The organism is Paenibacillus sp. sgz302114 (assembly GCF_056120345.1).
Map to the genome: position 1 here is coordinate 51,057 of NZ_JBVYOI010000004.1, position 20,242 is coordinate 71,298.

Genomic DNA, 20,242 nt, shown 5'->3' on the forward strand with positions numbered 1-20,242 from the left:
GCTCCACAGTTTCTCCGACTTGGCAGCTGTTTCATTCACGCAAATCCCCCTCCTTCGAAGTATCTGTGGTAGATTTCATCAAGCCCATATTGCTTCCGGCGAATGGATTGAAGCTGAGCTCCGCACCGAATGACGATGCTTGCTGCTTCCGTTGTCAGATCTCGCTTTCCGTGCAGGGTGACTGTTGTTGTTTCGGTTCCTTGCTGCACTGCTCCGCGAACCTCGACAACACCTTCTAAGCCAGATAGTTCGCTTAATGCCGCATCGCTGAAGCTGGATGCTTCAAGCTCTACCGTAATCAAGCCTTCCTGATCGAGCTGCTTGGCGAGCGAAGGGACATCGCCGAACGCGATGAGCTCTCCGCGTACGAACAGACCGACTCGATCGCAAATTTGCTGCACTTGATGCAGGTGATGCGAGGAGAGCAATACGGTCAGCCCTTCCTTGCGGCTTAAATTGTGAATGAGCTGCAGCAGCTCGCGCACGCCTTCCGGGTCGATGCCAAGCGTCGGCTCGTCAAGAATGATGACAGTCGGGCGCTTAATCAGCACATCGGCAATGCCCAGCCGCTGCCTCATGCCGCGCGAGAATGCGCCGACCTTCTTATTGGCGACCTCGGCAAGCCCCACGCGCTCGAGCAATTGTTCCGCCAGCATGTGAGCCTCTTCGCGATGAATCTGGTTCAGCTGCGCCGTGAAGATCAAGTTATCGAGCGCGGACCGATCCTCATAGAAGCCGACGTCGTCAGGCATATAACCGACTCGACGTTTGATCTGCAGCGGCTGCCTTGTCGGGTCGAGACCGCATACCAGCGCGCTGCCGCTTGACGGCTCAGTTAGTCCAAGCAGCATGAGGATTGTCGTCGTCTTGCCTGCGCCGTTTGGACCAAGCAAGCCGAAGATTTCCCCTTGCTGGATCTTCAGGTTAAGCCCGCTGACCGCTACATGATCGCCATAGATTTTCTTTAAGCGTTTCAGTTCAATGATAGGTGTTGTCTCCACGATTACCGCCTCCCGTACTTACGGAACAGGAAGTAGATGCCGGCTGCGACGATGATAATTATGAGAATGCCAACCCAGCCCCAGAGCACGCTCGTCTTCACGGCAATCCGGAACTGGGCGCTTGCTGTTTTCTCTACGCCAGCCGCCGTCATGTTGACGACATAATCGCCGGCAAGCGCTCGCTTATCTGCTTTAATGATCGCCTGCACCTGTGCGGTTTGCCCCGCGGCGATGGAATCGAGCGTAGCCGGTACAAAGGATACTTCCCAACCGGTTGGGCTGTCAGCAGTCAGGTTAATGCTTTTCAAATCAGCCGAGCCGGTATTTGTGACCGTCAAATCTACCTTGCGTTGTGAGCCTGCAGTCACATCCGTGCTGAGCAGATCGTTAGGCGTACCCAGCGTAAGTCCGTATGTCCCGGTAACAGCGGCTTCAAGGGTTAGATCGGCGGAAGTGGAGTTGTTCATCGCTGATATCTGAATTGGATACTTGCCTTGCTTTACCGTTTCGGGAGGCTTCACGCTTACGCTGATCGATTTCTCGCCGCCAGCGTCGACATCGACAGAAGTAACGCTGTTGCCGCCGTCATTGTAAGTGATATCCCAGCCCGGATCCGCCTGTGCGTTCAGACCGTATGTTTGCTTCGATGCGGTACGGTTGCGCAGCGTAAGGCTGTATGTGAACGTGGAATCTGGATGACCCTGCATATTCGGCTGATCGGTCGTCAGCTCTGTTCGAAACGTGCCTTGCTCCGATACGTCAACGGCGATCGGCAGCGTGCTTCCGTTTGCTCTTACGCCAAAATGGTAAATGCCTTTATTTACTTCAAGCGGAACGTTAAGCTGCAAATTCACGCTCTGGGTATCGCCGGCTTTAACCGCGAGACGGCTGACTGTTCGGCCGCCAGCAGTCAGCTCATACTCCCATTTGCTGCCCCCAGGATCAAAGCTTAGATCGACCGTTTCCGTTGAATTGCCGTGGTTGATGACGTCAATGGCGTAAGTAATGGAGTCGCCTGGCGAAGCTGACAGCTGTAAGTAAGGCGTATACAGCTCGATAGAGCTCGCAGCGGCGGCTGGCTCCGCGTTCACGCCTGCGATGATAAAAACAACTCCCAAACTTAGAATGAAGGCTAAAAACTTCTCGAACCATGATTTGCTGCATGCATGCCGCATGCGAATCCCTCCCAGATGAGTAGTAACATTCACCCATGGTACGCAGCTCGAGATTCGTTGGATTTATCCGCGTTCATAAAAATTTCTGTTTTCGTATGACGCGATTTCTGTTACAACGTAGGTAGGTAGAGTTGAACCGATTTGCGCTGTGAGGAGGTAGAACATGCACCTTCCCGAGGATGATTGTTATACGCTGCGCACCATGTGCGAGGGTTCTGTCGAAGCGTTCGAGCTGTTCTATGAGCGGTATGCGCCACTTGTCATGAAGGTAGCGCTGCGCGTATTGCATGATCGCATGGAAGCGGAAGATGTTTGTCACGATGTGTTCCTGGAAGTGCTTCGTAGGGGAGGCAGCTACGATCCTCAGCGAGGCTCGGTTACGTCATGGCTTGCCATCTTGACAAGAAGCCGTTGCCTCGATCGGTTGCGCAAGACGAAAAGGCTCGTCCAAACGGAGCAGTTGGAGATTGCGCACGAGACTATAGCGCCGACCGAGGAGATGGTGCTCTCCTTGCTCCGTAAGGATGCGCTCGTCGACGCGCTGCAGGCGCTCCCGGCAAGTCAGCGAAAAGCCGTCATAAGCAGTTATTACGGCGCGCAGACACACCGCGAGCTCTCGGAGGAGTGGAAGATGCCGCTTGGAACAGTAAAGTCGTTAATCAGGTATGGCTTAAACCATTTGCGGAAACAGATGGAGAAACGGGGCTGGACTCACGAATCGGACGCGTCCGGAAAGGAGGTTCGCAAATGACGCTGCTAGGGGCTGTAAGCAACGACTGCTGTCCGTTTTATAGGGAAGAGGATTGGATCGACTTGTATGTCAGCGGCAAGCCAGATGAGATCCGTATTGCCATGCTTCAGCATAAGGAAGCATGCGCGTATTGCCGCGACGCAGCTGCGGAGTGGGAGCAGCTGCTCGGGTCCACCGAGCTTGCTGATGCAATTGATGGTGCAGCGCGTGTCGAATTTGCGGACCTCATGCCGTCGTTAGCTGTTCGGCGGAGCCTGGTCAAGGAGGTTCGGAAGCAAGGCTTGCAGCGCAGAATACGCACCATAGCTACAAGCAGGAAGCGATGGATTACCGCGGCAGCGACTGGGGTTGTCCTCATCATGTGCCTTATGGGGCTGAACCGTCTTGTCCATGAGCCTGCCAACCAGCGGAATCATTACGTTGAGCAGCATGAACCTCAGGCGATGCCGTTCATGAGCGATCCGCATACAGCAAGCTATCAAGTACATCCATCCAGCGAGGAGCTTGGGGAAGGGTACGTCTGGTTCAACGATGATTCAAGAGAAGTGCTTGTCATGCTCGAAGGCTTGCTGCCAAGCGACAGCCACGATGTGCAAGCGTGGGCGGTTAATGAGCGGGGACGCGAAAATCTTGGTCTGCTGCATCATGCGGAAGCTGGACGGGCGCATCTGTATATCAAGAGAGAATCACTCGCGAGCGTTGATATCATCGTTTTGACGGTGGAGCCGCTCGGCGGAAGCTTTAGTCCAACAACTCCGGATGCGTACACCATCCGGCTGCATCACCGATAAAGCAAGCGAAGGAGCACAGCAACCAACATGACACCAATCTTACTTATTCCGGTCGCGATAATGGTTCCGGTTATTCTGTTCATCGGTTTTATCGTCGTTTACAACAAACGACAGAAGCATGGAGATAGCGAGTAACTGGCATTGTGCATGTTTCTTACGTGGAATAATCGACGTACGGCATAAAGCAACTAGCAAAGCAAGCCCCGTTCGGTTATCGAACGGGGCTTATTCTATTCCCATAGTCACGGTGTATAGTTCACATCAGCGGAATACTTGTTGTTGGCGTTCCAGATTAAGAACTCATGAATGCCTGAATCATGTAGCGCTTGAATTTGGGCGTCGACTTGCTCTTTGCCATAATGGATATAACTGCCCTTCGCCAGCCAGGAAGCGGTAAAGTCTTGTATCCATGGCCTCGAGATCGGAGGCGTCGCAAGTGCGCCGAGCTTCTCCTTCTCTCGCTTTGCATACTCGAACACGAGGCGATACGGCTCGATATCCGGATGCTTGATGCCGAAATATCCGTCGCTCCAGTGGCTTGGATAGATCATGGATGAAATGACGTCGACATTTTCCGAGATGCGGCTGAAATTTTGCCCGATGCCGGGTGCTTCCGGCAGCGTCGCGGAGTATCCGAATATATCGACAGACACTTTCACCCCGTAAGGCTTCAGCTGCTCCTTCGCAAAATGCACGAAGTCCGTAACCGCGTCAACGCGCAGCTGAGTGAACCGTTCTTTCTCACTGAAATCCGGCGCCTTCGGAATCGTCTTCTTGTAGTCGCTGAGCGCTTTCCGCGCATCGTCCATCGCTTTCTTGTTCTCGTCCGTATTGCTGCCGTTATAAGTTGTGGTCGCTGTCTCATACGCGGACTGCAGAGGAGCAAGCCCCGAATCATACGCTGCTGTTGCTTCCGCATAAGCCTTCTCTTCTTCAATGAACTTGGTCGGCTTCTTATCCTTGTACTCTCCCATCGAATATTGAAGCACTTTGTCTTTGCGCTCGAAGCCTTCCGGGAAGCGGACGTAGTCGAACTGGATTTCCTGGAAGCCGAGCTTTGCTGCGAGGATGGCTGCGTCGACATTGTGCTGCCAGTTCGCCTTCAAGAATGGATTGATGAATCCATCACCGTTGCCGTTGCGCCAAACTTTGCCGTCCAGCACATAGGATAGCTCGGGATGCTTCTTCGCAAGCACCGTATCCTTGAACGCTACGATGCGGGCAATCGGATAAATGTTGTGGTCATGCAGTGTCTTGATGAGTGCCTGAGGATCACGCATATACGGCTGGCCGAACTCTGCGAGATCGCCTTCGGGCTTGAACGTAATGTAGCCATCATCGTCCTTAATATCGATTACCATCGCATTGAGCTCCGTATCATCAACAAGCTTCAGAAGCGTCTGCATCCGCTCGCCGCCTGCAGACCAGCCCGTTACATAGATGCCCCGCACCGCGTCCGGATATTGGAAGGTGTAAGGCGGGACGAACGCTGGCTTAGATGGCGAGGTCGATGGATCATCAGTTGGGGTAGTGGTAGGATCATCCGACGGCTTGGTCGAAGGATCGCCGGTCGGCTCGGTCGAAGGATCCTTCGAGTCATTATTCGATGGCGTGTTTCCAGAATCATTAGAAGGTGTGCTCGGCTCCTTATTGGTATTCGAACTGGAAGCAGGGGGATCGTCTTTCGTACCCGTGTTGTCCGTTTGGCTCGTAGAATTACTTGGCACCTTGTTTGTATTTGTAGTCGGCGAATCATTCGAACAGGCCGTTAACGACAGCAGCAGTGCGCTCAGCAACCAAGCGGCAAATTGTTTTTTCACAGCGTATGCTCCTTTAGCTCGACGTTTACTAAACTATATGGCACGAGCCCGCCTCGAATGCTTCGCCGGGTAAAACTTCAAAGCAGCAGCAGAACTTATTGGGCCGATACGCGTTTAATTAGTACCTCACGTGGAAGGAGTATCCTTAAGATGCTAATGACTGGAAGTTGGAAAATAATCTCAAGTACGCTGGTTCTCGCTGTTGTTACGATAGCGCAAGGATCTAGTCTACACGCTGAAGAGGTGGAGCAGGCACCCTCGTTATTCCTGGACGGGAAGCCATTCGCAGTACCCGTCATCATCGAGAACGGCATCAGCTTTGTTCCGATGCGCCCGATCTTCGAGGCGGAAGGGGCCAAGGTTGTATGGGATGAAGCGGCTCATTCGATTACAGCGAAGAAAGACGGCTCGGTTATTACGTATAAGCTAGGAGATCAAGCCGCTTACAAGAATCAGGAGAAGCTAGAGCTTCCAGCCCCTGGGCAGATCATAAACGGATTAACGATGGTTCCGCTGCGATTCGTGAGCGAGCTGCTTGGCAATGCGGTCAAATGGCATGCTGCGCTGCATACGATCACCATTTCATCGGCACATTCTTTTGATACAACAGTTACATATGGTGTTAATTTAAGAACGGTTCCTGGCGGCGAGGATGCTGCAACCGTTGTCCGTATGCTGCCGAAGGCAGAGCATATCCATGTCATTCGGGAGGTTGACGCGAATTGGCTGGAGGTGCAAACGGAGGATAATGGAATCGGATTTATTTCCGCCAAGCCGAAGTATTCGGATTACAAGAGTCTCAGCTTGTCTGCGATGCAGGCGGATGCCGTTATCACGTTCGGCGGGGCTTACCTGGGCACGCATTATGAGTTCGGGGCAGATTCTGATCAGACGAAAACGTTTGATTGTTCTTCATTCGTCAAGCATGTCTTTGGTGAGGTGCTAGCTATTGATCTTCCAAGGCTCTCCTACGATCAGGCGAAAGTAGGTACGGAAGTGAAGCTGGACGAGCTGCGCAAAGGAGATCTCTTGTTCTTCAGCGCACGCGGGCTCGATATCGGACATGTCGCAATCTATGCGGGCGATGGCCGTATTCTGCACACTTACTCGGATAAGCTAGGCGTTCATTTTGAAAGCTTCGAGGGACAGTGGAAAGAGCGATTCGTTACAGCGCGTAGAGTGATTGAATAGAGGCGGAAGCCTATTTTTGATTGGAGCCCGTTATCCGCCGTGCCGTTTCTCGTCTAGGAGAGTAATCTATCCTTGGTAGGTGCGAAGGAGATGATGGAATGCCTCGAAAAGGCGGCCGCGGCTTCTCAATCAAGAGCAAGTGGACGAAGACCAAATGGTTGCTGTCAGACCGGAATTTAAGACGCTTCGTTCCTGAAACAAAGCCATTTACGCGTAAATCGCTTACACAAATGACCGGCAAATATAAGATGGTATACTTCAAACCGACTGGCGGAACAGGTGGCGGAGGAATTGCGCGAATTATTCGTAGCTCGGGCCGTACGTTCCACGTGAAGAAGGATTTGCGTTCGGCAAAGTTGTCTTCAAGGCGCGCGTTATACCGCAAGCTGAAGTCAATCGCCCGCGACAAGAGCTATTTGCTCCAGATGGGTATCAAGCTGAGTACATGCCGCGGCCGTCCATTCGATCTCCGCATGACGATGCAGCGGTCCAAACGACGCAAATGGGTGCCGACCGTGATGTTCGTCAAGCTCGGGAAGCCGGGCAAAGTCGTGACGAATTATCATCAGGGCGGCAAGCTGGCGCTAGTTGAGCCGACCTTGCGGCGCACAGGCTACAACAAGTCGCAGGTTGCGAGCTATACGAAGCAGCTGAGGAAGCTCGGTATGGAAACCGCGCACTGCTTCGACAAGCGCAGCAAGAAGTTCAATGAGCTTGGGCTGGATGTGGCGCTCGACCGTCAAGGGAAGCTGTGGATTCTCGAGGTAAACACGCGTCCGAGCTTCAGTGCGCTCAAGTCGCTCAGCGACAAGAGTCTGTATCGCACGATTGTGCGGTATGGCAGAAATTATGGACGAACAAGATGAAATGGCTGTCGCCGTCTGTTGACGGCACGGCTTTTTTCATGTTTATTTCAGAATTCATTGGTATAGTTAAGCTCTATGGATATCGTTACAGGAGGTTAGGAAGAATATGCGTATTTTGCTGGCTGAGGACGATGAGACGCTCGGAGAACTAACTGAGCATCAGCTGAAGCGGCAATATCATGTCGTCGATTGGATGAAGGATGGTCTGCAGGCTAAGGAAGCGATTGCGGCGGGCCGTTATGACGTATATGTGTTCGATTGGATGCTGCCCGAGATGACTGGTCTCGACCTTGTGCGCGAAATTCGCAGCAGGGAGGATCATACTCCGATTCTTCTGCTGACAGCCAGAGACGCCGTCCAAGACCGAGTGGAAGGATTGCGCGCTGGGGCGGATGACTATATGATCAAGCCATTTGCATTCGAGGAGCTGGAAGCGCGATTGTTCGCGTTGTCCCGACGTCAGGATCGAGGTTATCAAACGTCGGATACGCTTGTCCTGGAGAAATTTCCGCGCATTTGAGCCGGTTCGAAGTAACGAAATCAGGAGAGTCAATTGTGCTGACACGGCGTGAGTTTCAACTGCTCGTCTGCTTAATGCGCCATGCGGGACAAGTGCTCTCGCGGGAGCAACTGCTCGATCAGGTCTGGGGACTTGGGTCGGATGTAACGCTGAATGTTGTCGATGCGACGATTAAATTACTTCGCAAGAAAGTGGACGGGCCCTATGATGCAAAATGTATTCAAAGCGTCTATGGCGCAGGCTACCGGCTTACGATAGGTGGGGAATGAGCGTCATGTTCAAACGAACGAGAACCCGGTTAACGAGAGAATTCTCGCTTACCGTTGGCATAATTCTAATGATCCACAGTTCCGCTTCACAAAGAGAGTGATAAGCAAGAAGACAACGGGTGGATTTCATCGACCATACGCAGACGATATTCGAGATGAAAGCGAAGAGAGCGCAAGGCGAGAAGAAAGTGATTGAAAGAGACTAACACAAAACTATGACTAGCGCTCTTCGTCGGAGTCCGATAGTTCAAAAACCGCTCTTTTCCGAGAGCGGTTTTTCTATGTTGCAAAATCAACATGTACAACAGGAAACACACATGTTAGAATCGCCATTAATGCCATAAGAGCTGGGAAGCTTGCGGCAATGGAAGTCGAGTTTACTGATGATTAACAGTGGTTGTGCAAAGGAGAGAGCAAAGTGATTTTGACAGGGGCGGTCATTAACGCAGCAGCAATTATCGGGGGAGGTACGCTTGGCATCGTCCTCCCTCGTGTCAAAGAAGAGATGAAGAAGACCGTCATGGCTGGACTCGGGATGCTTGTGTTTGTACTTGGAATCGGGATGGCGCTGAAGTCCGATAATTTCGTCCTGGTTGCGTTTAGTTTAGCGATCGGAGGAATCGTTGGCGAGTTGCTTGCAATCGAACATAGGCTGCAACAACTAGGAGATCGTTTGCAACAGCTTATCTCCAAAGATAAGCATAGCAATATCGCAGAAGGCTTCGTCACGACGACGCTCGTCTTCTGCATTGGCGCGATGGCCGTGCTTGGATCGATTGAGAGCGGGCTGCATAACAATCATAATATATTGTTCACGAAGTCGATTTTGGACGGATTTTTAGCCTTGTTGTTTGCATCCACGCTCGGGGTCGGAGTGCTATTCTCGTCTGTGCCAATCCTGTTGTACGAAGGGTTCCTGTCACTGCTGGCTTCGATCATTACGACGTGGGTGGGACAGTCGATACTCGATGCGATGATCGTCGAAGTGACTTCTATCGGCGGGATTCTCATAATGGGCATCGGGATTAATATACTGAATGTGATGCGGATTAAGGTAGCCAATCTGCTCCCTTCCATCGTTATTGGCGCATTGCTCGTGCCGATCTTAAGATGGTTCGGAGGATAAGCAGGTATATCGTCAGAAAGAGGTGAAGAGCGTGGATAGCAGAAGCACTATTCAAGTACTGTCTCCTGCAAACGATCAGGATGTGGAATGGCTTCGGAGCTTGTGGGTTACGGAGTGGGGCGGCGAAGATATGATCATGAGGGGAAAGAAGTTTCAACTTCGGGATTTCCAAGCCGTCATCGCCCGGGCTGATGGCTTGCGCGTCGGAGCAGCTACCTATCAAATTCGTGATCATGATGGTGAATTGACCAGTATCAATGCCACCGTTGCAGGGCAAGGGATTGGAACCCGGCTAATTGCCGAAGTAGAAGATAGGGTCAAGCAAGCTGGACTTCATCGCATCTGCCTGATTACAACGAACGACAATGTGGATGCAATGAGGTTTTACCAACGTCGCGGGTATCGAATGAGTGCCATCTATCCGGGATCGATTGAAGAGGCAAGAAAACTGAAGACGACGATTCCGCTGGTTGGCTATTATGATATTCCGATTCGTGATGAGATCGAGCTTGAGAAATTATTGTGATTGTAGGGACAGCTATACCTGCTACTTGAGACACCTATCATTTGGGATAGGTGTCTTTTCGTCTTGTACTGCCATACGAACATTTCAGAGATGCTGGTGTGTTGTCCCATTCGCTCGTCCTCCTATCTGTATACGCTAGTAAGTATGAAAAATAGAAGTTTTGCATGGAATTGGAGGATGGAGGAGCGATGAAAATTATCGTAAACGAGAAAGAGCTGAAGGAATACTTTGACGGGCTTGCCCGGCTGTTAATGAGGCCGAAGGCAGTACTGCCGCCGGTCGCATCGGAGCCGGACGTGGATTCGGAACCAGTAATGGAACCGCAAGACGCATCAACGCTTATCGCTGAGCTGCGCAAGGCGATTCAAGAAGAATTGGCTTCAATCGACAACGGGGGGCAGCGCGATGCCGTCGCACCTAGCTTGTACAAGCTGGGGCAAGTATTTGAGCCGTACACAAGCAAACCAGCTGAGCTGTCAACAACAGCCGGGACAGTCGAAGGAACAATCGCGAAGGTGGGCGAGGATTTCTTAGTCGTGCGCGAACATGGCGGAATGAGCGTAATCGTGCCGCTGGAACAGCTAGTCGCCTTTCAGCTAACTGGGAAGCAGGTGGAACGATGATTGAAGAGCTGCAATCACTCGTGAATAAGGAGGTTCAGATCGCAACTGCACTGGAAACGATTCAAGGAACGCTTGTGTCGGTAGATGGCGCAGCGTTGACACTCCGCACATCGGAGGTTTTCGGCTATGAAAGCGGCAGCTATGCAATTATTCAGCTGCGGTTTATTTCATATATTCGGCTGTTATAGAGATTGTGGTAAGTAAGGGAGGAGAGAAAATTGACGTTTCAACGTGTACCGGGACTTGTCAGCATTGTCACTACTGTCTACAACAAGCTTCCCTATCTGTCGGATTGCTTGGAAAGCCTGCTGGGCCAGTCCTATTCGAATTGGGAGCTCATAGTCATCGATGATGCTTCTACTGACGGTTCTTACGAGTATGTGCTGAATTGGCTTAACAGCAAAGAGACAGCATTGCGAGAATGCAAGGGGATTTATACGCTTCGGCTACCGCGCAATGCAGGTTATGCCGGCGCCATCACTGCTGGGATGTTTCTAGCCAAAGGCGAGTTTATCGCGATTCAGGATGCAGACGATCTGTCACATCCGGAGCGGCTAGCCAAACAGGTTCGATATCTCAAGCATAACCCGCAGATCGAGCTGCTTGGCACGAATTACGAAGTGTTCGAGGATGGACAACCGGATCGCCGGATGCCGGTCTATTGGCTCAAATACGGCACTCAGATCGGGAAAGTCTACGCTGAAGGTGGGCATTGCATCTGTCACGGAACCGCGATGTTCCGAGGCACGGTGTTTGATCAGATCGGTGGACATACTAGGCGAATTGAAGGGGCGGAGGATTACGAGTTTATAGCAAAAGTGATTAAACCAGGAGCGAGAAATGTGGACAATTTGCGGGAGGTGCTGTATTACTACCGCAAGCATCAGAAGCAGCGTTCGCGTGCCTATTTTGGCAAGTCGCAGAAGGAGAAGGACCATGAGGCATAATCGCCGGATTCGGCTACTGATGGTGATGGATAGCTTGGCCGTCGGCGGTACGGAAACTTATGTGCTAAGCCTTGTGAAAGCTTTCCCGTCGCTCGGCGTCATGCCTGTATATGCTGGGGGAACAGGTGTGATGTACGAAGCCTTTGCTCGTGCAGGGTGTCCGATTCATCGCGTGGATCTAACGGCGGAGCAGCTGCAGGATCCAGCACGCCAGGAGCATGCGGAACGTACGCTTACTCAGATTATGCGCAGCCGTAAGATAGATTTGGTGCATATTCACCAAACGCCATCCGGCTTGTATGCGGCGCAAGCGGCGAGAAAGCTGGGCATCCCGGTTGTGTTTACGGTACATGGCGCTTACTATCCGCAAGATCAGCTACAGCAGCTGCAAGCAGCAGGCAGTGCTTTCATCAGCGTTAGTCTGCCGGTCCAGGCGTATTTAGCTCGCCAAGGCATACCGTCGCATGTGATCGCGAACGGTATAGATTTTGAACAGTATCGTTCCGAATCCGCAAGCGTGCTTCGTGCCGGTCTTCGCATTCCGGACGGGAAGAAGGTGGTCGTCTATGCGTCCCGCCTGGCGTGGGATAAGGCGGTCGTATGCGCAATGCTCGTTAGAGCTGCTCGCACCATTCAATTAAACGGAACGATTCCCCTTCATGTCGTTATCGCAGGTACTGGCAACCAAGCTGCCGCTATTGCCGAGTTGGCAGAGGCGGTAAATCTCGAATGCGGTACTTCCTTCGTTCATCTAGTAGGCAGTCAAATGCAGATGCGAGATTACTATAATCTAGGCGATCTTGTTGTCGGAACCGGACGAGTTGCACTGGAGGCGATGGCTTGCGGCAAGCCCGTGCTGGCGATTGGCAATCACGGATATTTTGGTTTCGTGGAACAGTCTGTACATGACGAGGCGTGGAAGTATTATTTTGGCGACCATGACTCCAAGGAACGTCCTACCGAGCAGCGAATCGGAGAAGCGATCAGCGAAGCACTTACATCTGAAGTTAGGCTCGAGGAGATGGGCCGGCAAGGGCAAGCATGGGCTCGGGAGAATTTTCATATCCGTGACAAAGCGCTTCAGATGAAGCAGTTGTATTATTCGTTGCTTGGCGAAAACTTGATCGGAATGGAGTGATTGTGACGAATGCGAAAGGTGCTGTATCTAGGATGGATCGGCTTCAACAACCTTGGAGATGAGTGGATGTGGGAGATGTTCAAGGCGATGGCAGAGGCTAATCTGAAGGAGGAGGAATATCGGGTTATTCCTTCTTTTCCGCAGGAGGATTGGAAGAAAGTAAGCCAGTACGATACGATCGTTCTCGGCGGCGGATCGCTGATCGTTCCAGGCTATGTCGATCTGGTGCATGATGCGCTGGAGCTTGGGAAGACCATCATCATCTGGGGCAGCGGCCATGATCGGCTTCATAAACTGGAAACTGCGCCAGATGGACAGCTAGTGCCGGAGGCAGCCAATGAGAGCGAGCAGTATCGAATGAAGCTGAGAGCTATAATGGAGAACAGCGCTTATTGCGGGATCCGCGGGCCTTGGACGAAGGACTATGCAGAATCGCTGGGTGCTCTACCAAAGCATATCACTATCAGCGGAGATCCCGCCATGCTGATGAACGCGCTGAAGCCAGAGTCGGCATTGCAGTCGGCCGGAAGCGATCCAGGACAGGGGCAGCATCGGACAATTGGCATCAACTGGGGCACTACGTATAACCGGCTCTACGGCGGCAATGAGGAACTAGTCGAGGACCGACTTGCAGAAGCGGGCCGCTCGCTGTTAGCGCAAGGGTTTAGGCTTCATCTCTATTCGGTCTGGGGTGCTGACGGTGAGGCGCTGGCAAGATTGTACCGCAAGCTTGGCAGTGATGAGCGTGTTACTCTCGATTCTAAAGTATACTCCGCATCCGAGTATGTGCGGCTGATCGCTGGATTCGAAGCGACAATTAACTTCAAGCTCCATGCGAATCTGTTATCCGCAGCGGCGAATGCTCCGTTCATCTGCATCGGTTACCGGTTCAAGTGCTTCGATCTGATGCATGGGCTAGACTTAGCCGATTGGATCATCCCTTCGAGTGACCTGCAATTGGCCGAGAAGCTGACGGAGAAAGTCCAAGCGGTTGCGGCTTGGCGGGAAGGGTTCAAAAGCAAGCTGGAAGCGGGGCGAGAGGCGTCATATCAATCGTTGATTACGCCGTTTCGGGAGCGGTTATTCTAACCTGATGCAGAAGTGTTGAAATGACAACGAAGCGGGGAACGAGTTAAAATAGGAGCGAGCATACCTCGAATGAATAGAAAGGAAGTTTCAGCCTTTGAAATAAAGATTTTGGATATCAGCCGTGACGCTGCTTGTACTAGTCTTGCTGCTTATCGGCGCGCTGAAATTGATGAACTCCCGAAGCTTCCAATTTTATGGCGGTATTATCAATCATATCAAGACAGAGGAGAAAGTGGTCGCGCTCACCTTCGATGATGGCCCGTCCGAGAATGTTGAGAAGCTGTTACCCTCGAGCAAACGAACGAATTGATTCGAAAATCGGGCTATACAGGTGAGATTGATTTCCGGCCTCCCTATGGGAAGAAGCTATTCAGCTTGCCGCATTACTTGCATGATAAGGACATGAAGACGATTATGTGGAGCCTTGAGCCTAAACGAGCTAATCCAATCGGGATCGGATAAATAAGTGAAATGAGGAAAGGCTGCCAATCTGATGATGGCAGCCTTTTTTTAACATTGGTCCAGCAATTCGCACCCGAGAGAACCTATATGTGCTTTCACCGCTGCAGTTCAACCAACTTACCTAATTACCAACCCCCAGCATTTTGCCTCAGGGAGCCCAAGCTATCGTTGAAATCGTTTGAACAAATAGTTGATCGCCGCAGACATGGATTCTTTATTACGTTTTTCTTGATCGGCTCTATCAAGTGCGAGCAACCCAATGCTATAGCCAAGAATGCTCAATGATGCCGATATCCGCGCAAGATCGTCAGCCGTGACCTGCTTATTATTCTCCAACTGTGATCGCCCCCAGGCGTACTAATCATTTTTCTCCGTGCGAGCTTTCAACACAGCAAATAAACCAAATAAATCGCCAATGACCAGAATGACCGCAGAGAGCAAAGCGAGGTCATCGGCCGATATATTGTTCAGCTCCGGCAATGCTGGAATTTCGTCTATTCTCTTTGCCATCCGAATTGCCCCTTGTATCGTTCAATGATAACAGCCTATGCGGAACGTGCTCCTAACGCGTAGGCGAATGACAGGGGGAGGAACAGGAGTCCGAATAAAATTTGTGCGGGCAGGAAATTTATCGGGCTGTGGTGAAATGGGAATGGTGGGAAAATCATCCAATGGAGGTCGGAGTGGCACCAATCTTACGACACACAGCACCGCCGAATCTGAAGCCATGGCAGCAGAACATCCTGCTCCTGTTGTTTATTGTGAATACCATACTTTTTTATTACATTCCATACCATCTGCTTGATAAGTCTGCCGACTGGGTCGACGGGTCTGGGGTTGTGGTTGTTGGTTTTTTTATGTCCTTCAGATCTATGCAGAAACGGGACTATATGAATAACCAGCTTAGGCCGACTACCGCTATCCGAAAACTCATGACGTGTTTGATCATAATAACGGTTCTAGTTGCTGTTTCTTATTTTTTGCAGAGTCGCTCTGGAACGGATTGCTGATGGGGATATGCATTTCTATCGGGTTTATTGTAAATGAAGCAGTAGTAGAACGTTTGATTAAAAGATTTGCGAGGATGAATGATGCTCTATAAAAGCTCAAAGAGCATATTGTGCAAAGAACGACTCTAGACATTTCTTATATATCTTAAACCTGCTTCAATTGTTATCCTTTGCGTAGCAATTAGACAGGGGGATGATTCAAGTGCCAGTAACCGTTCGGCCTTATCGCGCTGGCTTAGAGGAACAGGTTGACAAATTGAGTCATAAAGCATGGGTGCTTTTTAAATTTAACAAAGATTATGAACATCAGAAGATGAGCTGCGTTTTCGACGGGCAAGATACATTAATTGGTATAGGTTATGAAGTTGAAACGCTTGTACATGCGAGTGATGAGGAAAATATGCTTTTACTTGAGTCAATGGGCTATAGTTTCTCTGTAAAGCTGGAGCTTTTCTCAAAAGACATCAAATAAAATGAAAGTGAGAACAACGATGAACCACGATCAATTGGCAATGGAAGTCATTTCGCAATATCGGTTAACAGATCCAGAGCTGGAATTTATTAGACATAATGAAAATTTAACTTACAAAGCGACGGACAAGGCAGACGGCAAAAGCTATTTGCTCAGAATACATAGCCCAGTTACAGCAGGCTTGTCGGGCATTCAACATACGCCCAAGGGTCTGCAAGCGGAAGTGACTTTGCTTCAGGAGCTCCATAGGAATAGCGATCTTCAAGTGCAGGTTCCTGTTGCTAATCGATCTAACGAATATGTATCTCGAACCACTTTGGGAGATTCGATTTGTTACGCAACGCTGCTTTCGTGGATTGAAGGTCCCTTATTGACAGCGGAGGATAGCAGCAACTCAGAAATCGCATATAAGTTAGGTGAACAACTGGCTCTTCTTCATCAATTTACGCGAACGCTAACTGCCACCGAGCAATTCGAACGGCCTATCTATGATGCAGCGAAAATAGAGCTCACCATGAATGAACTCATATACGGTGTAGAAAATAAGGTTTTCAGCCCGGAGCTGTATGAGGTTATTGTTCAAGTGTGTGCGGTTGTAAAGGACCAACTCCACTACTTAGATGCGCAGAAGGATACATGGGGGCTCATTCATTCCGATATTCAGTTAAATAATGTCGTTATGGGTGACGGCATCCCCTGTTTCATTGATTATTGTTTATCCGGCTTCGGTTATTACTTGTTCGATATAGGCAGCGCAACGACTGTTCTGAAGAGTGGAGTGAGAGATTCGTTCTTAGAGGGGTATGCTTCGAAGGCAGCGTTCACCGCTGACAGCTTAAGGATCGTTGAAGGATTAATTATTATGGATGTATTATTATGCTACACCTTTTTTATACGCGATCCGGAGCGAAACGGGTGGATTAAAGAACATGCCGAGAAAGCGTGCGAGAAGATATGGAAGCCGTTTCTAGAGGGGAAAGAGGTCTATTATTCGTTCTAAAATGATAGTTACTAGTGATGATATTACATATGCTATCAGGAAATTAGGACTTTCAGGAAAACCAATTTGCGTGCATTCTTCCCTCCGATCCTTCGGACGAGTTGACGGTGGGGCAGAGACTATCGTTCAATGTTTTCTGGATCAAGGGTGCACAATTGTAGTTCCCACCTTTTCTTGGATCTACTCAGAAGTTCCACCGATTGACCTCAGACCGATGCGAAACGGTTATAGAGATTATAGTTGGGTAACGATGTGATTCTTGGAGGGCCCATATTGTGATGATGGGGAACGGTGAACTATAACATCCTTTTGGTGATGTCAGTCGCATGTTAGGATGTTCAGTTCACCGCATCCGAGAACGGTTTTTACTGCTCGAACGTCTCCAGCGGGATATTTAAAATATTCACCTTGCTGCCGTCTTTGGCGCTATATTCGAATAGCTGCAGCATTAACGTGCCGTTCTTTGGCAGCTTATTGGCCGGAATTAAGATATCCAGCTTGAAAGCCGACCAAGCCGGTGCGCCTTCGCTCAGCATGTAGTTTTTCTCTAGCAAATAATTGTGCCCGTCCTCTACGGCATAGCTCATCGTCGCTTCAAAAACTCTGCCCTCGCCCGTTACCGTGTATTTGCCACCGCTCCCCGTGATCTGCACATTACGGAACGCATTGTTCTGGATCGGTCCACCGCCCCCGTACGTAATGATGACCCGTCTCTGAGCGCTATCCCAGCCGACGGTCGCGCCTAGCAGATCTCCTACTGCGCGCAGCGGCACATACGTGCTGCCTTTATAGTTCATCACCGGCAGCTGATCGCTCTCATAGGTCGATCCGTTCACTTCAATGGGATAAGGCGCCTCACCTAGCGCAAATTGCTTCACCGTCGCAGCCATCGTCGGCATAGCCAGCATCAACATGCAACCGCTAAGGAGACCAATAACAAATCCGCGAACTCCACGCAAGCTCTTCATCGCTTCACGCTCTTTTCTTAGGCCATAGCCCGAAATTTGGTGTTAGGTTACATAGATCATCCTATGCGGGAGACAAGCACGTTTACCCCTTCGGCCTTGTTTATAAATGCAAAGGAAGCCTGCCGCGATGGCAGGCTTCTTTTGCATATGTTAGTTACTTCGCTTTAGCATTACATCCCGCACGAGTTCCTCTTCGCTGTCGAACATGCTGATATTAGCGCCAAGGGCTCGGAAGGAGCCAATGACATCCTCGTAGCCGCGCTCAATGTGCTGCACGCCAGCGATCGTCGTCGTTCCTTCCGCGCGCATTCCGGCGAGGATCAAGCAGATTCCCGCGCGAACATCCGAGGCATGAACGAGCGCTCCAAGCAACGGCTTGCCGCCTTGGATCGAAGCGACACCGGAACGGACTTTAATGTCTGCGCCCATGCGGACAAGCTGATGCGCATGATTAAAGCGATTCGGGTAGATACGCTCCCCGATAATGCTTTTGCCGCGGGCTTGTGTGAGCAGTGCGGTCAGTGGCTGCTGCAGATCGGTTGCAAATCCGGGATACATAGCTGTACGGACTCGTACAGCGCGAAGAATTCCGTTCGAATGCGCAGTGATCGCGTTGTCCTGTACGTCCAGCTCGAGACCGATTTCGCGGAGCTTTGCCATGCAGGAAGAGAGGTGCTCAGGAATAACCTGTTGGACGGTTACCGATCCACCAGTAACGCCGGCAGCCATAAGGAATGCGCCTGCAATGAGCCTGTCTGGAATAACGATATATTCGCCGCCGTGGAGCGAAGAGACGCCTTCGATGCGAATCGTATCGGTTCCGGCTCCTGTGATCTTGGCGCCTAGTTGATTCAGCAGGTTCGCCGTATCCGTCACTTCAGGATCACGAGCCGCGTTCAATAGAACGGTAGTTCCCTTCGCGCGTACAGCTGCCAGCATGACATTAATGGTGGCGCCGCTTGTAATCATATCGAAGTAGATAGTTGTGCCGCGAAGCTCCTTAGCCTCAACTGTATAGTAGTCCGAATGAAACGTGAACGTTGCGCCCATCATTTGTAGTGCCTTCACATGCTGGTCCATCGGGCGGCTGACGAAGTCGTCACCACCTGGGTAACCGACACTCACTTTGCCGAACTTCGCCAGCAAAGAGCCGACGAAATAATAAGCTGCTCGGAAGGAAGAGGATTTGAAGGGGTCAAGGCTGGCATTCGTAATTGGACGCGGGTCCATAACGACAGTGCCTGAACCTTCATGTAGGACATGCATTCCGAGATCTTGAGATAGTTCATATATGATCCGCAAATCCGCGATATCAGGTATGCCGTGCAGCGTAACCGGCTCATCCGCCAAGCAGACGGCCGCGAGCAATGCAAGTGAAGCATTCTTTGATCCGGGAATATGTACGCTGCCGTGAAGAGTGGGGGTCCATTCGACTTTAATGGCTTTCATCATCTGCGCCTCCGCTAGCCAAATTTTCATCTGCGATAATGACATTGATGTTGCGGTTCTCGAAATCTTGTATGAAGTGCTCGGGAGCACCTTGGTCCGTAATAAGGATGTCAATTAGTTGTAGAGGGACGGAAGTAGCGAAGCTTCGAACGCCTAGCTTCTCATGAGGGGCAAGACATATCCGGCGATTCGACGCTTCAGCGGCGGCGCGGATCAGCGCGGCGTTCTCCGGGGTAGCGACTGTGATCCCTTTCTGGGAGATGCCGCCTCCTGTAATGAAACCGATATCGTAATTGAATCGACCAATCATCTCCTGGGCGATTGTATCAATCATGCTGTCCCCTCCGGGGCGCAGCTTGCCACCAACCAAGTAAGCTTCGATCTGCGGCATCATGCGGAGGTTTTCTGCAATTGTGAGTGAATTGGTAACAACCGTGAAAGGCATCTCAGCCGGCAGATACTTGAGCATTCCGAATTGGATGCCTGCGCCGCCAATGAAGACTGTATCGTTTGGTTGGATATATGAGGCGGCCAATTGGGATATGGCGTTCTGATGCGGCGCTCCATCGCCGTAACGGAGGTTCTTAGGTTGCGGCTTGTCGCGAACCTTGCGCGATGGAGCATCGTAGACTGGAACCGCGCCTCCGTATGTTTTTCGCAGCAGCCCCTGATCTTTCATAATGGTTAAGTCTCTGCGGATCGAGTCAATAGATAGCTGGAATTGCTGGGACAGTTCTTGGGCGATCACCCGACCATCCTTCGCGAGTATCTCGAGTATGCGCTGCCTTCGTTCCTCTGCGAGCATGTTAACCTCCAAGGCTTGGTTGAAAATATGAACAATCTGCTCCTATCCTATTCCGTATCCTTCATCATTGTCAATAATTTTATTCTGTTTAGTTCTGCTTTGTTCGTGTTTATTCAGTGTTGTTGGTATCGAGGCCTTTCACAGCATCTATAATAAGCGATACGAATCCTAGCTTATCACCTTTATTTCTATGATCAAATCTTTTGGAACGGTAAATGAACCCTTCCTTAAACATTCCACTCC

Annotated in this window: 26 protein-coding genes; 18 read left to right on the forward strand and 8 right to left on the reverse strand. The window is 50.8% G+C overall.

Annotated elements, in window-relative coordinates:
- Positions 1-35 precede the first annotated feature (35 nt).
- Together AC0LWF_RS12235 and AC0LWF_RS12240 are read right to left on the reverse strand one after the other, a co-directional pair.
- On the reverse strand, positions 36-1,004 hold the full coding sequence (locus AC0LWF_RS12235) for an ABC transporter ATP-binding protein (protein ID WP_474652234.1): 969 nt from the start codon (positions 1,002-1,004) through the stop codon (positions 36-38).
- The gene (locus tag AC0LWF_RS12240) at positions 1,004-2,176 is read right to left on the reverse strand and encodes a COG1470 family protein (protein ID WP_474651814.1); all 1,173 of its coding nucleotides are present in this window, start codon (positions 2,174-2,176) and stop codon (positions 1,004-1,006) included. The genes AC0LWF_RS12235 and AC0LWF_RS12240 overlap by 1 nt, the downstream gene beginning before the upstream one ends.
- Positions 2,177-2,339: 163 nt before the next feature.
- Between AC0LWF_RS12240 and AC0LWF_RS12245 the strand changes: the two genes are divergently transcribed.
- Both AC0LWF_RS12245 and AC0LWF_RS12250 read left to right on the forward strand, forming a co-directional pair.
- Entirely contained in the window at positions 2,340-2,927 is a 588-nt protein-coding gene (locus tag AC0LWF_RS12245) for an RNA polymerase sigma factor (RefSeq protein ID WP_474651815.1), read from the forward strand.
- The gene (locus tag AC0LWF_RS12250) at positions 2,924-3,718 is read left to right on the forward strand and encodes an anti-sigma factor domain-containing protein (protein WP_474651816.1); all 795 of its coding nucleotides are present in this window, start codon (positions 2,924-2,926) and stop codon (positions 3,716-3,718) included. The genes AC0LWF_RS12245 and AC0LWF_RS12250 overlap by 4 nt, the downstream gene beginning before the upstream one ends.
- A 242-nt stretch (positions 3,719-3,960) precedes the next feature.
- Here the strand turns inward: AC0LWF_RS12250 and AC0LWF_RS12255 are convergent, their stop codons facing one another.
- Entirely contained in the window at positions 3,961-5,538 is a 1,578-nt protein-coding gene (locus AC0LWF_RS12255; protein ID WP_474651817.1) for a putative glycoside hydrolase, read from the reverse strand.
- A gap of 150 nt (positions 5,539-5,688) precedes the next feature.
- On the opposite strand from AC0LWF_RS12255, the gene AC0LWF_RS12260 reads away from it, so the two are divergent.
- The 13 genes from AC0LWF_RS12260 (at position 5,689) to AC0LWF_RS12320 (ending at position 14,295) form a co-directional block, all read left to right on the forward strand.
- On the forward strand, positions 5,689-6,729 hold the full coding sequence (locus AC0LWF_RS12260) for a stalk domain-containing protein (protein ID WP_474651818.1): 1,041 nt from the start codon (positions 5,689-5,691) through the stop codon (positions 6,727-6,729).
- Between the two features lie 98 nt (positions 6,730-6,827).
- Positions 6,828-7,595 (forward strand): YheC/YheD family protein, encoded by a 768-nt coding sequence (locus AC0LWF_RS12265; RefSeq protein WP_474651819.1) that lies wholly within the window; start codon positions 6,828-6,830, stop codon positions 7,593-7,595.
- 106 nt (positions 7,596-7,701) lie between these two features.
- Positions 7,702-8,115, forward strand: coding sequence for a response regulator (locus AC0LWF_RS12270; protein WP_474651820.1), 414 nt, complete (start codon positions 7,702-7,704; stop codon positions 8,113-8,115).
- 35 nt (positions 8,116-8,150) lie between these two features.
- Positions 8,151-8,384 carry a winged helix-turn-helix domain-containing protein gene (locus AC0LWF_RS12275; RefSeq protein ID WP_474651821.1) on the forward strand — a complete coding sequence of 78 codons (234 nt, stop codon included), beginning with the start codon at positions 8,151-8,153 and terminating at the stop codon, positions 8,382-8,384.
- A gap of 418 nt (positions 8,385-8,802) precedes the next feature.
- Complete coding sequence (locus AC0LWF_RS12280; RefSeq protein WP_474651822.1) at positions 8,803-9,510, forward strand: DUF554 domain-containing protein; 708 nt, start codon at positions 8,803-8,805, stop codon at positions 9,508-9,510.
- A gap of 31 nt (positions 9,511-9,541) precedes the next feature.
- A complete protein-coding gene (locus tag AC0LWF_RS12285) occupies positions 9,542-10,036 on the forward strand; it encodes a GNAT family N-acetyltransferase (protein WP_474651823.1) in 495 nt (164 codons plus the stop codon).
- Positions 10,037-10,224: 188 nt separating this feature from the next.
- Positions 10,225-10,659 (forward strand): hypothetical protein, encoded by a 435-nt coding sequence (locus AC0LWF_RS12290; RefSeq protein WP_474651824.1) that lies wholly within the window; start codon positions 10,225-10,227, stop codon positions 10,657-10,659.
- Entirely contained in the window at positions 10,656-10,847 is a 192-nt protein-coding gene (locus AC0LWF_RS12295) for a hypothetical protein (RefSeq protein ID WP_474651825.1), read from the forward strand. Before AC0LWF_RS12290 ends, AC0LWF_RS12295 begins: the two co-directional genes overlap by 4 nt.
- A gap of 30 nt (positions 10,848-10,877) precedes the next feature.
- A complete protein-coding gene (locus AC0LWF_RS12300) occupies positions 10,878-11,606 on the forward strand; it encodes a glycosyltransferase family 2 protein (protein ID WP_474651826.1) in 729 nt (242 codons plus the stop codon).
- Positions 11,596-12,744 (forward strand): glycosyltransferase, encoded by a 1,149-nt coding sequence (locus tag AC0LWF_RS12305; protein WP_474651827.1) that lies wholly within the window; start codon positions 11,596-11,598, stop codon positions 12,742-12,744. Before AC0LWF_RS12300 ends, AC0LWF_RS12305 begins: the two co-directional genes overlap by 11 nt.
- A 9-nt stretch (positions 12,745-12,753) precedes the next feature.
- Positions 12,754-13,833 carry a polysaccharide pyruvyl transferase family protein gene (locus AC0LWF_RS12310; RefSeq protein WP_474651828.1) on the forward strand — a complete coding sequence of 360 codons (1,080 nt, stop codon included), beginning with the start codon at positions 12,754-12,756 and terminating at the stop codon, positions 13,831-13,833.
- A gap of 121 nt (positions 13,834-13,954) precedes the next feature.
- Positions 13,955-14,143 (forward strand): polysaccharide deacetylase family protein, encoded by a 189-nt coding sequence (locus AC0LWF_RS12315; RefSeq protein WP_474651829.1) that lies wholly within the window; start codon positions 13,955-13,957, stop codon positions 14,141-14,143.
- Positions 14,140-14,295 carry a polysaccharide deacetylase family protein gene (locus tag AC0LWF_RS12320; RefSeq protein ID WP_474651830.1) on the forward strand — a complete coding sequence of 52 codons (156 nt, stop codon included), beginning with the start codon at positions 14,140-14,142 and terminating at the stop codon, positions 14,293-14,295. The genes AC0LWF_RS12315 and AC0LWF_RS12320 overlap by 4 nt, the downstream gene beginning before the upstream one ends.
- A 162-nt stretch (positions 14,296-14,457) precedes the next feature.
- Here the strand turns inward: AC0LWF_RS12320 and AC0LWF_RS12325 are convergent, their stop codons facing one another.
- Together AC0LWF_RS12325 and AC0LWF_RS12330 are read right to left on the reverse strand one after the other, a co-directional pair.
- A complete protein-coding gene (locus tag AC0LWF_RS12325) occupies positions 14,458-14,631 on the reverse strand; it encodes a hypothetical protein (RefSeq protein ID WP_474651831.1) in 174 nt (57 codons plus the stop codon).
- 21 nt (positions 14,632-14,652) lie between these two features.
- Complete coding sequence (locus AC0LWF_RS12330; protein ID WP_474651832.1) at positions 14,653-14,805, reverse strand: hypothetical protein; 153 nt, start codon at positions 14,803-14,805, stop codon at positions 14,653-14,655.
- 702 nt (positions 14,806-15,507) lie between these two features.
- Here AC0LWF_RS12330 and AC0LWF_RS12335 point away from each other — a divergent pair.
- The 3 genes from AC0LWF_RS12335 to AC0LWF_RS12345 are packed head-to-tail and all read left to right on the forward strand — an operon-like array spanning position 15,508 to position 17,033.
- Positions 15,508-15,777: a hypothetical protein gene (locus AC0LWF_RS12335; RefSeq protein WP_474651833.1), complete on the forward strand. Its 270-nt coding sequence runs from the start codon at positions 15,508-15,510 to the stop codon at positions 15,775-15,777.
- A gap of 1 nt (position 15,778) precedes the next feature.
- Positions 15,779-16,777 (forward strand): phosphotransferase enzyme family protein, encoded by a 999-nt coding sequence (locus tag AC0LWF_RS12340; protein ID WP_474651834.1) that lies wholly within the window; start codon positions 15,779-15,781, stop codon positions 16,775-16,777.
- Between the two features lies 1 nt (position 16,778).
- Positions 16,779-17,033, forward strand: coding sequence for an AAC(3) family N-acetyltransferase (locus AC0LWF_RS12345; RefSeq protein ID WP_474651835.1), 255 nt, complete (start codon positions 16,779-16,781; stop codon positions 17,031-17,033).
- Between the two features lie 109 nt (positions 17,034-17,142).
- Here AC0LWF_RS12345 and AC0LWF_RS12350 read toward each other — a convergent pair whose 3' ends face one another.
- The 3 genes from AC0LWF_RS12350 to AC0LWF_RS12360 form a co-directional block, all read right to left on the reverse strand.
- Positions 17,143-17,745, reverse strand: a complete 603-nt coding sequence (locus AC0LWF_RS12350; RefSeq protein ID WP_474651836.1) for a Gmad2 immunoglobulin-like domain-containing protein — start codon at positions 17,743-17,745, stop codon at positions 17,143-17,145.
- A gap of 150 nt (positions 17,746-17,895) precedes the next feature.
- Entirely contained in the window at positions 17,896-19,197 is a 1,302-nt protein-coding gene (gene murA / locus AC0LWF_RS12355) for a UDP-N-acetylglucosamine 1-carboxyvinyltransferase (protein WP_488656654.1), read from the reverse strand.
- Entirely contained in the window at positions 19,181-19,999 is an 819-nt protein-coding gene (locus AC0LWF_RS12360; RefSeq protein ID WP_474651837.1) for a DeoR/GlpR family DNA-binding transcription regulator, read from the reverse strand. Before AC0LWF_RS12360 ends, murA begins: the two co-directional genes overlap by 17 nt.
- Between the last annotated feature and the right edge of the window lie 243 nt (positions 20,000-20,242).